This is a genomic window from Neisseria sp. 83E34 (assembly GCF_001308015.1).
Classification (GTDB): domain Bacteria; phylum Pseudomonadota; class Gammaproteobacteria; order Burkholderiales; family Neisseriaceae; genus Neisseria.
Map to the genome: position 1 here is coordinate 29,435 of NZ_LGYH01000006.1, position 14,101 is coordinate 43,535.

15 protein-coding genes are annotated in these 14,101 nt (G+C 49.8%); 10 read left to right on the forward strand and 5 right to left on the reverse strand.

Translation table 11 applies throughout. The features are described 5' to 3' along the window. Window positions 1–97 precede the first annotated feature (97 nt). The 3 genes from AKG09_RS07165 to AKG09_RS07175 are packed head-to-tail and all read left to right on the forward strand — an operon-like array spanning window position 98 to window position 3,569. Window positions 98–1,423, forward strand: a complete 1,326-nt coding sequence (locus AKG09_RS07165; protein ID WP_197272128.1) for a paraquat-inducible protein A — start codon at window positions 98–100, stop codon at window positions 1,421–1,423. Continuing rightward, on the forward strand, window positions 1,416–3,044 hold the full coding sequence (gene pqiB / locus AKG09_RS07170; protein ID WP_054618776.1) for an intermembrane transport protein PqiB: 1,629 nt from the start codon (window positions 1,416–1,418) through the stop codon (window positions 3,042–3,044). Before AKG09_RS07165 ends, pqiB begins: the two co-directional genes overlap by 8 nt. Then, entirely contained in the window at window positions 3,045–3,569 is a 525-nt protein-coding gene (locus AKG09_RS07175; RefSeq protein WP_054618777.1) for a membrane integrity-associated transporter subunit PqiC, read from the forward strand. It begins immediately after the preceding gene. A gap of 231 nt (window positions 3,570–3,800) precedes the next feature. Here the strand turns inward: AKG09_RS07175 and dcd are convergent, their stop codons facing one another. The 3 genes from dcd to AKG09_RS07190 all read right to left on the reverse strand — a co-directional run bounded on the left by dcd (window position 3,801) and on the right by AKG09_RS07190 (window position 5,927). Then, window positions 3,801–4,367: a dCTP deaminase gene (gene dcd, locus AKG09_RS07180; RefSeq protein WP_054618778.1), complete on the reverse strand. Its 567-nt coding sequence runs from the start codon at window positions 4,365–4,367 to the stop codon at window positions 3,801–3,803. An 85-nt stretch (window positions 4,368–4,452) separates the two neighbouring features. Further along, entirely contained in the window at window positions 4,453–4,959 is a 507-nt protein-coding gene (locus tag AKG09_RS07185; protein WP_054618779.1) for a hypothetical protein, read from the reverse strand. Between the two features lie 68 nt (window positions 4,960–5,027). Continuing rightward, complete coding sequence (locus AKG09_RS07190) at window positions 5,028–5,927, reverse strand: recombination-associated protein RdgC (RefSeq protein ID WP_054618780.1); 900 nt, start codon at window positions 5,925–5,927, stop codon at window positions 5,028–5,030. Between the two features lie 195 nt (window positions 5,928–6,122). Here AKG09_RS07190 and lpxK point away from each other — a divergent pair, with 195 nt between their 5' ends. The 5 genes from lpxK (at window position 6,123) to adk (ending at window position 9,402) form a co-directional block, all read left to right on the forward strand. Continuing rightward, window positions 6,123–7,151 (forward strand): tetraacyldisaccharide 4'-kinase, encoded by a 1,029-nt coding sequence (lpxK, locus tag AKG09_RS07195; RefSeq protein ID WP_054618781.1) that lies wholly within the window; start codon window positions 6,123–6,125, stop codon window positions 7,149–7,151. A gap of 14 nt (window positions 7,152–7,165) precedes the next feature. Continuing rightward, window positions 7,166–7,699, forward strand: coding sequence for a DUF2059 domain-containing protein (locus AKG09_RS07200; RefSeq protein WP_054618782.1), 534 nt, complete (start codon window positions 7,166–7,168; stop codon window positions 7,697–7,699). Between the two features lie 13 nt (window positions 7,700–7,712). Then, window positions 7,713–7,895, forward strand: a complete 183-nt coding sequence (locus AKG09_RS07205) for a Trm112 family protein (RefSeq protein ID WP_009116524.1) — start codon at window positions 7,713–7,715, stop codon at window positions 7,893–7,895. Then, entirely contained in the window at window positions 7,892–8,650 is a 759-nt protein-coding gene (gene kdsB / locus AKG09_RS07210; protein WP_054618783.1) for a 3-deoxy-manno-octulosonate cytidylyltransferase, read from the forward strand. The genes AKG09_RS07205 and kdsB overlap by 4 nt, the downstream gene beginning before the upstream one ends. A gap of 104 nt (window positions 8,651–8,754) precedes the next feature. Next, a complete protein-coding gene (gene adk / locus AKG09_RS07215) occupies window positions 8,755–9,402 on the forward strand; it encodes an adenylate kinase (protein WP_054618784.1) in 648 nt (215 codons plus the stop codon). A gap of 102 nt (window positions 9,403–9,504) precedes the next feature. Here the strand turns inward: adk and thrC are convergent, their stop codons facing one another. Together thrC and AKG09_RS07225 are read right to left on the reverse strand one after the other, a co-directional pair. After that, the gene (thrC, locus tag AKG09_RS07220) at window positions 9,505–10,920 is read right to left on the reverse strand and encodes a threonine synthase (protein WP_054618785.1); all 1,416 of its coding nucleotides are present in this window, start codon (window positions 10,918–10,920) and stop codon (window positions 9,505–9,507) included. 42 nt (window positions 10,921–10,962) lie between these two features. Beyond that, window positions 10,963–11,343, reverse strand: a complete 381-nt coding sequence (locus AKG09_RS07225; protein ID WP_054618786.1) for a hypothetical protein — start codon at window positions 11,341–11,343, stop codon at window positions 10,963–10,965. A gap of 117 nt (window positions 11,344–11,460) precedes the next feature. Here AKG09_RS07225 and AKG09_RS07230 point away from each other — a divergent pair, with 117 nt between their 5' ends. Both AKG09_RS07230 and AKG09_RS07235 read left to right on the forward strand, forming a co-directional pair. Then, window positions 11,461–12,765, forward strand: a complete 1,305-nt coding sequence (locus AKG09_RS07230) for a replication-associated recombination protein A (RefSeq protein WP_054618787.1) — start codon at window positions 11,461–11,463, stop codon at window positions 12,763–12,765. Window positions 12,766–12,939: 174 nt separating this feature from the next. Next, window positions 12,940–14,028, forward strand: a complete 1,089-nt coding sequence (locus AKG09_RS07235) for an endonuclease/exonuclease/phosphatase family protein (protein ID WP_054618788.1) — start codon at window positions 12,940–12,942, stop codon at window positions 14,026–14,028. Window positions 14,029–14,101: the final 73 nt, after the last annotated feature.

A 14,101-nucleotide genomic window follows, 5' to 3' on the forward strand; every position in this document is an offset into this window, starting at 1 on the left:
CAGACAGGCATTTGCCAAATTTAAAGATGCCGTTTGCAAAAACACACCATACTAATTTAAGTTATAATACACATTCATTTTTTCCGGTCCAGCCCACATGTTCCGATACCGAAAAATCGAAACTTACCAGCGTTTATGGCGGCTTAAAGGCTTCAAGCAATATGCCACGCTGCCCGAGCACACACTAGACTGCCCCGAATGCGGGCAGCGGGTTGACATGCCGCGCCTGTCACAGGGGCAGGAATGCTGTTGTCCGCGTTGCGGCTATCGGCTGGCACGCGTGGAGGCCAATCCTTTTCTCGCCCCACTCTGTTTTGCAATCGGCTCGCTGATTATCATGGCCATTGTATATACACAGATGTTTATTACCGTGGAAATGCCCGGTGTAGGCGTGTATTCGGAACTCTCCTTCCCCTCGATGGTAAAAACTCTGATTTTGCAGGATTTCGGCGTGCTGGCCGAGGTGATGTTTATTTTAACTTTCGGTACACCCTTATTGTTTTTGGTGCTCTGCACTTACGTTTTTACCGCGCTGCATTTGCAAACCCACGTACCCGCCCTGCTGTACGCCACACGCACAATGGTTCGCTTGCGCGAGTGGATTATGGTAGATGTGTTTTTTATTTCCACCCTGGTCGCTTATATCAAACTTCAAAGCGTGGCTCTCGTTACATTCGGCCCTTCCTTTTGGCTGATGCTGATATTCGCTGTTTTACTGATACGCACATCCGTGTCGGTGCCTCAGCACTGGGTGTATTACCAGATTCACCTTCTGATTGGCCGCTCACCCATCGAACAAAACAGCCGCCATCAAATTTGTTGCAGCCGCTGCCTTTATTTCCGCCCCGAAAGTGAGCATGAATGCGGCGTGTGCGGCACCACACTTTTTTCCCGCCGCCCCAAAAGCCTAAAAATCTCAAGCGCTTTCCTGCTGGCGGCCATGATTTTATATATTCCTGCCAATACATTTCCGATCATGATTTCTTCCAACCCCACCGCTTTGGAAATCAGCACCATCATGAGCGGAATCATTTATATGTGGGATGACGGCGACCGGCTGATTGCCGTGATTATTTTCAGCGCCAGCATTGCCGTACCGATATTGAAAATTCTCAGCATGTCTGTATTGATACTGTCGGCACACTTCGGTTTGCCGGCTTCCATCAATAAAATGTCGTTAACTTACCGCATTACGGAATCTATCGGCCGTTGGTCGATGATTGATATTTTTGTGATTATTATTCTGATGAGCGCGTTCCATACACCGATGGCACGCGTTCTGCCCGGCCCGGCCGCAATTTATTTCTGCCTGGTCGTACTTTTGACCATGCTTTCCGCGCACTTTTTCGACTCCCGCCTACTGTGGGACAAACATCATCAAAGTCAAACCGATTTATCAAAATTAAAACATGCCCATGAATGAACAATCTCCCAAGCCCATTCCGGCCCGAGTGAAAAAAAACACCACATTTTCCTCTTTCGTGTGGATCGTACCGCTGCTTGCGTTGCTTACCGGCTCATGGCTGTTAATTCAAAACATCCGCAAAACCGGCCCTGAAATCACTCTTTTGATGGACAGCGCCGACGGTATCGAAGTCAATACCACCGTGATTAAAGTGCTCAGCGTAGATGTAGGCCGTGTTACCCGCATTCGCCTGCGCGACGACCGAAAAGGTGTTGAAATCACTGCGCGCCTCAATCTCGACGCCAAAGACATGATGCGAGAAGACACACAATTTTGGGTGGTAAAACCGCGTATCGACCAAAGCGGCATTTCAGGCTTGAACACTTTGGTATCCGGCTCTTATATCGCGTTCACACCGGGCTCGTCTGAAAAAAGCGAGAGCGTATTCAAAGTCTCCGATATCCCACCGATTACCGCCATCGGCCAAAACGGCCTGCGCCTGCACCTGATTGGAGACAACAGCAAAATGTTGAGTGTAGGCAGCCCTATTCTGTATGAAGGATTCAACGTCGGCCAGATTGAAACCGCCAAATTCGACCCGGACACCCAAACCGTTAACTACACTATTTTCGTGTATAGCCCCAACGACAAGTTGATTAACGCAGGCAGCCAATTTTGGTTGGAAAGCGGTGTCAACATTCAAACCACCGGCAGCGGCATCAAAATCGACAGTGCCCCCATCTACACCCTTCTGTCCGGCGCCATCGCCTTCCGAACCCCGAAAGGCCAAAACAAACCCGCATCCAATGAAGACACATTTGAGCTTTACAACAATCTGGCCCAAATCGAAAACCTGCCCGACGAACGCGCGATATATTACGTAGCCTTTTTCAAAAATTCCGTACGCGGCCTGAGCGCAGGTTCACCGGTCGAATACAAAGGCATCAATATCGGCAGCGTAACCGACGTACCCTATTTTGCACATAACGACAGCACCCGCCTGTTTCAAAACGGCTGGATTCCCGTGCGCCTGCGCATTGATCCCTCGCGCATCGAAACCAATGCAGAGCCGCAAAGCAAAGCCCATTGGCAAAACCAGCTCCAGCAAGCGCTTAATAAAGGCCTTAATGCCACACTTTCCAGCAACAATCTGATTTTGGGCAGCAAAATGATTGAGCTGACCGACGCGCCTGCAGATACCAAGCTCAAACCGTTTGCCGACTACAACGGCAATATCGTTATCGCTACACAAGGCGGAGGCGGTTTGGACGACTTGCAAGCCCAAATCGGCAAGTTGCTTGATAAATTCAACAAACTGCCGCTGGAAAATACCGTAGGCGAACTCAATGCCAGTCTGAAAGAATTGAAGGCCACCCTCAATTCCGCCAACAAGCTTATCAGCAAGCCGCAAACCCAGCAGATTCCGGCGGAATTGAACAAAACACTAAATGAATTGCGCCAGACCTTACAAGGCGTATCGCCGCAATCGCCTGTTTACCAAGATGTACAAAACACGCTGCGCAGCTTGGATAAAACCATGCGTGAAGCCCAGCCTGTGCTCAACACCTTGAAAGAAAAACCAAATTCATTGATTTTCAATCAAAATGCAAAAGACCCCATCCCGAAAGGAAGCCGCTAAATGAACAAACTGCTCGCCGCCGCACTCACCACATTCATGCTGGGCGCATGCAGCACGCCTGTGGCCACCCAATATTACACCCTGCCCGACAGCCAGTTTGAACTGCCGCTGGGCAGCGGCAACGAAATCGCCGTGCAAGTTATCCTGGCTGAGCCGCTGAACAACGGCGGCCTCGTTTACCAAACTGACGCGCTAAGCCTCAATTTTGCCCGCAACAATCTATGGGCCGCCCCACTCGACCAAGCGCTTGCAGCCAGTTTTGCCAATAAACTAAACCGGCAAAATCCTCAAAACCGCTACATACCCGCGCACCGTACCAACAGCAGCCAAACCTTGAAAATCTACATCGAAGCATTTAACGGCTCATACAAAGGCCACACTGTAGTGAAAGGCTACACCGTATGGCCCAACGGCAAAGGCCGCAACTTCAATATAGAAACGCCGCAACAAGGCGACGGCTACCCTGCCATGCTCCAATCGCTTAACGAAGGGCTGCAAAACGCAACTACCGCTTTAGCTTATTAGTGAGAAGTAAGTATGCAAAAATGCCTGTCTGAAAACTGTTGTTTCAGACAGGCATTTGTTTGGCGGGAAAATAAATATGGTGAATCAACTAAAAATAGTACACTCTTCATACTCGGGCTTGATCCGAATATCTCCTAACATTACAGGAACTCAAGATACTCGGGGCAAGTCCGAATATGATGGAGTTGTTATCATATAAGTGAGTTGATTATAGTCAGTCAACCATATCAATCAGGTTTTCGGCAAAGTTACACCCGTTTGGCCCATGTATTTGCCTTTACGGTCTTTATAAGATGTTTCGCACACTTCGTCGCTCTCGAAAAACAATACCTGCGCCACACCTTCGCCCGCATAAATTTTAGCAGGTAGCGGCGTAGTGTTGGAAAACTCCAGCGTTACATAACCTTCCCATTCCGGTTCAAACGGCGTAACGTTCACAATAATGCCGCAACGCGCGTAAGTGGATTTGCCCAGGCAAACGGTTAACACATTACGCGGTATGCGGAAATATTCCACTGTACGCGCCAATGCAAAAGAATTCGGCGGGATGATGCAGCAATCGTCTTCCACGGTTACGAAGTTTTTCGGATCGAAATTTTTCGGGTCGACAATCGTGCTGTTGATATTGGTAAAAATTTTGAATTCATTGGCGCAACGGATATCGTAGCCGTAGCTGGATGTGCCGTAAGAAATAATTTTCTGGCCGTTTACTTCTTTAACCTGATTCGGCTCAAACGGCTCAATCATACCGTGTTGCTCGCTCATGCGGCGTATCCACTTATCGGATTTAATACTCATAATGTTTCCTTGTTTTCAAGGCCTGTATAACTTTAAACTTAATCACAGCCTCTTTTCGGTTATTCAAATCGCAACCTGTCCGCATCTAAAACACGCTTCCGAAGAAAGCCCATAACCCACCCGCCAAAAGCATTAACGGAAAGCTGGATACGCTAAGTATCGTCGCACCGAGCGCGGCGGAAAGCGGTGACCTTTTGAGAAATTTCGGTTTCCGCCAAACCGCAATCAAAGTGGCAATGCAAGCAATCAGACTGGTCGTATAATTCACCAGTATAGCAATGCCTTGCCCCATATCTCCACAACAATCTTGCGGGATCAACGACCGATACCAAAGCAGCATCAAAACCTGCCAGCATGTTGCAACCACAGCTGCCGAGGCAATTGCCGCCGGGCGCACCGAAGATTTGGCAAAACAGTAGGCAATATAGGCGGAAACCACCCAAATAATGCTGATAACAGAATACCAAACAATATCGCTTATGCGGTATTCGGCAGAGGAAAGAACAAAAAAGTACAAAGCCGGCAGCAGGATAAAAGGTGTTAAAACGGCGATCCGTGCAATCCGTTTTTCAATAGGTCGGATATCAAGCATAGCTTACTCTATCGCAATTTGTTGCTGCAACCAGCCGCTTGTTTAGCAGCTTGGCTCATTCGCAAACATTATTCCTGCCAACCGCCTAAATAGCCTACCAATTCCTCCAGCATAGTGCTGATGGCTTCCGTCATCAAGATCTGTGAGGCAAAGGTAAGGCTGGCTGCATCATCACCGTGGCTTTCCGCTTCTTCCTGCATCACATCCAGATATTGAATCCGCTTGAGCGTAAAATCCTGCGTGAGAATAAAGGCAATTTGTTCGCGCCACACTAAGCCCAACTGGGTAACGGTTTTGCCGTTTTTCACATGCTGCACTACTTCATCTGCGGTTAAATCCTGCTTCGACACCTTCACCGTAGGCGCCACATCGCCCGTGCCTTTTAGTTCGCAATCGCTGTCCAGCTGAAAGCCGCCTTCACAAGCCCCGCGCAAAAGCCATTCCGTCATCAGGCTGGCAGGCGATTGTTTGGTGTTCGGCAGGCTGGCTTCCAAGCCGCCGAGCGCCTCGCGCAGTTTGGTTAACATGCCTTCGGCTTTGGTGGCGGAAGCGTTATTGACCAGCAGATAACCATGTTTGGTATCAAAAATTGCTTGGGTGCGGCTTGAGCGGGTAAATGCGCGAGGCAGCAAATCATCGGTAATTTGCTCCTTTAATTCCTGCTTTTCTTTGCGACCGACATTGCGCGCTTCATTGTTTTGAATTTCGGCTACTTTTTCGTCCAAAATATCGCGAATTACACCAGCGGGCAACACTTTCTCTTCTTTTTTTAAAGCCACGCGCCAAGTATAATCGGCCGGGAACACGGCTTCCGGTGAAAACGAAACCGGTGCCGTAAAGCCTTCGCTAAACCAGTCCAATCCCGTGCAGGGTGCAAATTCTGCTTCTTCAAGCTTGGCCGCAAGCGTTTCCAATTCGGGCAGCTTGTCTTTATTAAGAGGATAAAAACTGATTTGTTTGAACCACATGACACAGATTTCCTTAAATGAATAACTTAGAAAACCGATAATTATATAGCGAATCAGCCCTATCGTTCCAGCAGCGTGCGCCCTGTCTGAACATCTTTCAGACAGGCATTCTTTAAGAAACAATCCGCATATAACATTGCCATTGCTCCACCCCGCGTTTAAAATTTGCCACCACCTTGTCAAACACAAACCTTCATGCCGAAACTGCATCAGATTATCGAACAACACTGGCAACGCCCCAAACCGTGGCTCAGCTTCTTGCTGAGCCCTCTGTCGCGTCTGTTCGGTCTGATAGCCGCTCGCAGGCGGCAGCATTATCTTTCCGGAAAAACCGCTTGCGAAAAACTGGCCGTACCTCTGGTAATTGTAGGCAACATCCACGCAGGCGGCTCCGGCAAAACGCCCGTGGTGGCTGCTTTGGTTGCCTCATTGCAGCAACGCGGTTTTCAGACAGGCATTATCAGCCGCGGCTACGGCAGAAAAAACAATGAAGTGCACGTGCTAACGCCCAACAGCACCGCCCAAGATGCGGGGGATGAACCGCTGCTGCTCTACCGCCAAACCGGTGTGCCCACCGCCGTGGCCGCCAAGCGGGCCGAGGCCGGGAAAGCCTTATTGGCCGCCTATCCGAATCTTGATTTAATTGTGGCCGACGACGGCTTGCAGCATTATGCCCTAGCACGCGACATGGAAATCATCGTGTTCCCCGCCGCCGATACCGGCCGCCGGGATTTAGACCTTCTGCCCAACGGCAACCTGCGCGAACCTTTATCCCGCCTTGCTTCGGCAGATGCCTTATTAATCAGCGGCGGCAACACGCACACCCGTTTACCATGCCTGTCTGAAAACCACCCTTTGTTTTTCAGCCGCTTGGAAACACAGCCGATTTACCGCTTGAGCAATCCACAGCAAAAGCTGAACCCCGGCGACACGAAAAACGCCAATATCATTGCCGCTGCCGGCATCGCCAAACCCGAGCGTTTTTTCAATACCCTTACCGGCATGGGCTTGAAACTCAGCCAAACCCTTGCCTTGCCCGATCATGCCGATATTTCGCAGTTTGAATTTCCAAAAGCAGATATAATTGTGATTACCGAAAAAGATGCCGTAAAACTTTCAGACAGGCATTTGGAAAATGTGTGGGTTTTACCTGTTTGTGCGATAATCGAACCCGACCTGGCATCATTTGTGATCCAACATTTAAAATTACGACCATCCGAATAGAGAGAGTCATAACCATGAAAAAAGCATTAGCCTTAACCACTTTTTTGTTCGCCGCCACATTCACTTATGCCGCCACCCCTAGCGATGCCTCGCTGGAGCGCTTATTGGAAGTGCAGCAATTCGATAAAATCTTGGATGATTCGTTCAAAAGCATACCCGCAGTCGCCTCCAACACCCTCGTATTGAAACAAGCTCTTGATCAGGTGCCTGCAGAAAAACAAGATGCCGTAAAAGCCAAAGTCGACCAATATATCCAAAAAATGACCAAAAATCTGGATAACAAAAAAACCCGTGCCGAAATCCGCCGCCTCACCATCCAAAGCGTCCGCACCATCTACACCCAAGAAGAAGTCGACACCCTGATTGCCTTTTACAGCACACCTATCGGCCAATCCATCAACGCCAAAACACCCCGATATATGGAAGTCGTGATGACCACCATCCCCGCCGTTTTCGAGCGTGATTTTGAAAAATTCGATCAAAAATACGGCCCGAAATTGAAACGCGATATCAATCAAATCGTCTGCGGCAAAAACGTTTGTAATTAAGAGAGCAATATAAATGGAAAAAAAATTCCTCGATATCTTGGTCTGCCCCGTCAGCAAAGCGCCTTTGGAATACAAAGCCGACTTGCAGGAATTGTGGTGCCGCCAAAGCAAGTTGGCCTATCCGATTAAAGACGGCATCCCCTATATGCTGGAAAACGAAGCCCGCCCCCTAACCGAAGAAGAGCTGCACGCATGACTCAGTTTGTCGTTATCATCCCCGCCCGTTTAGCTTCTTCCCGCCTCCCCAATAAAGCGTTAGCCGATATCCACGGCAAACCGATGGTTGTGCGCGTAGCCGAGCAAGCACGCAAAAGCGCAGCGGGCCGCATCATTGTCGCCACCGACCACACCGACATTCAGGCCGCCTGCCAAGCTCATGGCATAGAAACCGTGATGACCGCCGCCAGCCACGAAAGCGGCACCAACCGCTTGGCAGAGGCTGCCGAAAAACTCGGCTTGCCCCAAGACACCATTGTCGTAAACGTGCAAGGCGACGAGCCGTTGATTGCGCCCGAACTGATCAACCGAACAGCAGAAATCTTGGTGGAAAACAATGCACAAATGGCCACCGCCGCGCACGAAATCCACAACTTTGAAGAATTCATGAACCCGAATGTCGTGAAAGTCGTGCTTGATAAGAACCACAACGCGCTCTATTTCAGCCGCGCCCCAATTCCTTATCCGCGCGACAGCATGCGCGAAGGCTCAACCGCCCTGCCGCAAGCCGCGCCGCTTCGCCATATCGGCATTTACGCCTACCGCGCAGGCTTCTTGCAAAGCTACGCACAAATGGCCGATTCTCCGATTGAGCATATCGAATCGCTGGAGCAGCTCCGCGTATTGTGGCACGGGCACCAGATTGCCGTAGGTATTGCAAAAGAAGCGCCCGCAGCAGGTGTTGATACGCAAGAAGATTTAGACCGTGTGCGCGCCGCGTTCGCAGCAAACTAATCCCTTATAACCGTAAACCTGATGATACAAGCCCTCAAGCCCGATTATTAAGTTTATGGACATACTAACAAGTGTCGCATCATTTAATCCACAAAGGAACCCTCATGAAAGTATTACTACTCGGCGCTCCCGGCGCAGGCAAAGGCACTCAAGCCCAATTCATCACCGCCGCATTCGGCATCCCGCAAATCTCCACCGGAGATATGTTGCGCGCTGCCATCAAAGCCGGTACGCCGCTTGGCTTGGAAGCAAAAAAAATCATTGATGAAGGCGGGCTTGTACGCGACGACATTATCATCGGCATGGTGAAAGAGCGCATCACTCAAGACGATTGCAAAAACGGTTTCCTGTTCGACGGTTTCCCACGCACACTTGCACAAGCAGAAGCCATGGTGGAAGCCGGCGTGGATTTAGACGCCGTGGTTGAAATCGATGTGCCCGACAGCGTGATTGTAGAGCGCATGAGCGGCCGCCGTGTGCACCTGCCATCAGGCCGCACATACCACATCAAACACAATCCGCCCAAAGCCGAGGGTAAAGATGATGTAACCGGAGAAGACCTGATACAGCGCGATGACGACAAAGAAGAAGTTGTTAAAAAACGCTTGGATGTTTACCACGAGCAAACCGAAGTGTTGGTAGGTTTCTACAGCCAGCTTACCGGAGAACACGCGCCCAAATACATCAAAGTTGACGGCACACAGCCCGTTGAAACCGTAAAAGCCGAAGTATTAAGCGCTTTAGGTAAATAATACGGCTTAATAAAACAATGCCTGTCTGAAAACCTGCCACGCTAATTTCTGCGGGGTCAAAGTTTTCAGACAGGCATTCTTCGTTCATCCCAAATCGGGCATTTACGCTTTTTCCAAAGTTTCCCGAATAATCATTTTCACCACATCAGGATTATTCGGCACCACTTGTACGCGCTGCGGCAAGTCTTCCAAGCCGTTCAAACCGGCCGGGCGCGGGATAACCACATTTCCGACCGCTTCTTTAATGGTGTCGGCAAACTTGGCTGCCAACGCGGTTTCCAAACACACGATGGTTTCGCCCGCTTCGCGCAGTTCGCGAGCTACTTTTACGCCGTCTGCCGTGTGCGGGTCGAGCAGCTCGCCATCGGTTTCATACACGCTTTTAATCACCGCCAACCGGTCTGCGTGCAGGCTTCTGCCGGATACGAAACCGTATTGGTTGCGGATTTTATCGAGCATAAAATGCAGATCGAAGCCTTTGCCTTTGCCCACTTCCGCCCACAAGGTTTCAATTTCTGAAGCATCCCTATCCATCAAGTCAAACACAAAGCGCTCAAAATTGGAGGCTTTGGAAATATCCATTGAAGGGCTGCTGGTTACATAAGTGTGATCGGCACTGCGCGGCAGGTATTCGCCGGTTTTGAAAAACTGGTCGAGCACATTGTTTTCATTGGTGGCAACAATCAAACGGTGAATCGGCAATCCCATTTGGCGAGCGATATGACCGGCGCATACGTTGCCGAAGTTACCTGAAGGCACGCAAAAGCTCACTTTTTCGTCGTTCGACTGGGTAGCTTTAAAATAACCGGCAAAATAATAAACGATTTGCGCCAGCACACGGCCCCAGTTGATAGAGTTGACCGTGCCGATATTGTAGGCCTCTTTAAACTTAGCATCGTTTTGCAGCGCTTTCACAATATCCTGGCAATCGTCAAACATACCTTTCACAGCGATATTGTGGATATTTTCGTCTTGCAGGCTAAACATCTGCGCGCGCTGGAATTCGCTCATTTTGCCCTCAGGCGACATCATAAACACATTCACACCCTGCTTACCGCGCAAGGCATATTCGGCAGCCGAGCCGGTATCGCCGCTGGTGGCGCCGACGATATTCAGTTTTTTACCTTCTTTTGCCAGCACGTATTCAAACGCGTTACCTAAAAATTGCATGGCCATATCTTTAAATGCCAGTGTCGGGCCGTTGGACAAGGCTTGGATTTTAATACCGTCTTTAAGGGTGCGCACCGGGGTGATTTCGGGATTGCCGAAAGTTTCGACAGTGTAGGTGCGGTTGATGATGTCTTTTAAATCTTCAGCCGGAATATCGGTAACAAACAGGCTCATGATTTGAAAAGCCAGCTCCGGATAGCTCAAGCTGCGCCATTGCTGCAAAGTTTCGGCACTGATTTGCGGATAGCTTTCAGGCAGCATCAGGCCGCCGTCGGGCGCAAGCCCCATCAGTAAAACTTCGCTGAACTGTTTGTTTGCGGTATTGCCGCGTGTGCTGATGTATTTCATGATTCTGTTTCCGGATTCCGTTGCGGGTATTGTGTTTTGGATTTATTTGGTAAACAAACGCTTGGTGCAGGCTGTAACGGTTTTGGCCGTTACGCTGGCGATTACCTGAGTGCGGCCTGATTGCGTGCCCAATTGCAGCAACTCTGTTGCAGTAAGTTGGTTCGGCGCTTCTCTGGTAACGCAGCCGCAGATTTTATCTTCCCATTCGCGCTGTTTTTCCGCGGTCATCGCCAAGGCTACCACGCGCCATTCGTTACGATTGTTCAACTCCACGCGGCATTGATTGTCCAGCCAAGTGTTAAGCAGCGCATTGCTCACACCGATTGTGCTGTCTGTGTCCGTATTGCTACCCAATAAGCTGCCGTCGGCAGCACAGGCGCTCAAAAAAAATGCCGTTGACGCGATTGCTAATATCTTTTTCATGGTTTCTCCTCGGCAATGGGAAAATGGTTAAGGAATGTTGGCGCATATTGTACCGCAAGTTGCATATTGAGGTTATATAATAAGACAATGCCTGTCTGAAAAAAGAAAGAAGCTGCTATGTCTGATTTGTTTGCCCGCCAACCCGAAGCCCCCCTGGCTGAACGCCTCCGGCCGAACTGCCTGGAAGATGTTATCGGCCAGCAGCATTTAATCGGCGAAGGCAAGCCGCTTAGAGTGGCGGTAGAGGGCGGCAAACCGCATTCCATGCTGCTTTGGGGCCCGCCCGGTGTGGGGAAAACCACATTGGCACGCATCTTGGCGCAAAGTTTCAATGCCCTGTTTCTGCCCGTATCAGCAGTGTTTTCCGGCGTAAAAGATATCCGCGAAGCCATTGAAAAAGCAGAAATTGCTTTGCAGCAAGAGCAGGCAACAATTCTGTTTGTTGATGAAGTTCACCGTTTCAACAAAGCCCAACAAGACGCTTTTCTGCCGCACGTGGAAAGCGGCCTGTTAACCTTTATCGGTGCTACCACCGAAAACCCTTCGTTTGAAGTCAACCCTGCTCTTTTAAGCCGTGCGCAGGTTTATGTGCTTGAATCTTTGAGCGAAGCAGATTTGCAAAAGCTGATTAACAAAGTGATGGCGCTGCCTGAATACCGCAGCATGAGCCTTGAGGAAGAAGCGGCCAAGCTGCTTATCCACACGGCCGACGGTGATGCCCGCCGCCTGCTTAACCTGCTTGAGCAACTCTTGCGCGCAGCGCAAACCCAAAACATCACCACCTTGACGCCTGATTTTTTAGCCAACAGCTTGGGCGCGCAAATCCGCCGTTTCGATAAAGGTGGAGAAAGTTTTTACAATCAGATTTCCGCATTGCATAAATCCGTACGGGGTTCGCACCCCAATGCTGCTCTGTATTGGTTTTGCCGTATGCTCGACGGCGGCGCCGACCCGCGTTATCTGTCACGCCGAATCATCCGCATGGCATGGGAAGACATCGGTTTGGCCGACCCGCGTGCCATGCAGATTGCCAATGAAGCTGCACTTACCTACGAGCGGTTGGGTTCGCCTGAAGGCGAGCTGGCGCTGGCTCAAGCCGTGCTGTATCTCGCAGCGGCGGCCAAGTCCAACGCAGGCTATAATGCTTATAACCAAATGCGTCAATTTGTGAAGCAAAACGCCAGCCATGAAGTGCCCGTTCACCTGCGCAACGCGCCCACAAAGTTGATGAAAGAAATGGGCTATGGCCGTGAATACCGCTACGCACACAACGAGCCTCACGCCTATGCCGCCGGCGAAACTTATATGCCGGATGGAATAACGGAGCCGGACTTTTACCAACCCGTACCGCGCGGCTTAGAAATCAAAATCGGGGAAAAGCTCGAATGGCTCAAATCGCTTGATAAAGAAGCTGAAAAATAACAATGCCTGTCTAAATTTTTCAGACAGGCATTTCTAAAACCTTTGCCAATCTGCCGAACTGAAATAGCTACTGTTGCGAAGGTTCCGCTTCTATTTTTCCCGGAAAAAAGTTTAACCTGGCACAAAAAACCATTAAGATGACGCTTTAATTTCAATCCGCTATGCATTAAGTTTATGAGTTTAATCGACTGGTTGCTGTTCACCCTACTGTGTTTCCCGATTATTGCCACGCTGCTGCCGCTTTTGCCTTTCAATCACTGGTCGGTGCGCGTGTTTGATTTTCCGCGCCTGCAAATTGCCTTTATCAGCTTGCTGTGTATTATCTTGGATTGGATACTCCAAGATTCCAACCATTGGTTATTACGGATTATGGAAGTGCTCAACCTGCTTTGCATGGTTTACCAAATCTGGGAGATTTCCGCTTATACACCTTTAAGCCGCAAACAGGTCAAACGCTATCGCGGAGAGGCCAATGAACGCAGCATATCCCTCCTTACCAGCAATGTGCTCACCCCCAACCGCCGTTCCGACAAATTACTGGCTTTGATCAAAAAATGGCAGCCCGATGTGGTTTTAACACTAGAAACCGATTTATGGTGGGAGCAACAATTGGCCGGGTTAGAAGAAACTTATCCTTACACAGTTAAAATCCCGCTTGATAACCTTTACGGCATGCACTTATACAGCCGCCTGCCATTGAGAAATACAGAGATACGCCATTGGGTGCAGGAGGATATACCTTCTATTTTTACCGAGGCTCAACTGCATTCCGGCGAATGGATTCACCTTTATTGTCTGCATCCGATGCCGCCCACCCCTACGGAAAGCGCCACATCCACCAACCGCGATGCCGAATTGCTGCTGGTCGGCCAGGAAATCACACAAAACGACAAACCTGTGCTCGTGTTTGGCGATCTGAACGATGTTGCCTGGTCTTCTACTTCACGGCTCTTTCAAAAAACCAGCGGGCTGCTAGACCCGCGCGTCGGCCGCGGCCTTTACAGCACCTTTCACGCCCAATGGCCGCTGATGCGCTGGCCGCTGGACCATATCTTTCACAGTAGCGATTTCATGATGCGGAAAATTAAAGTATTGCCCGATGTGGGCTCCGACCACTTTCCGATTTATGGCAGCTTCCAATACCACCCTGCAGCAGAAACCATTCATGAAGAGCCCAAAGCCGATGCGGAAGACCGAAAAGAAGCACAAGAAAAAATCGACGATGCCGATCCGGAGAAAAAGGTTATCAGAGAAAAATATTGAAACAACCCCGTCCCAATAAGTTTTCAGACAGGCATTTCTACAATGCCTGTCTGAAAACTTTACAAAGCTCCGT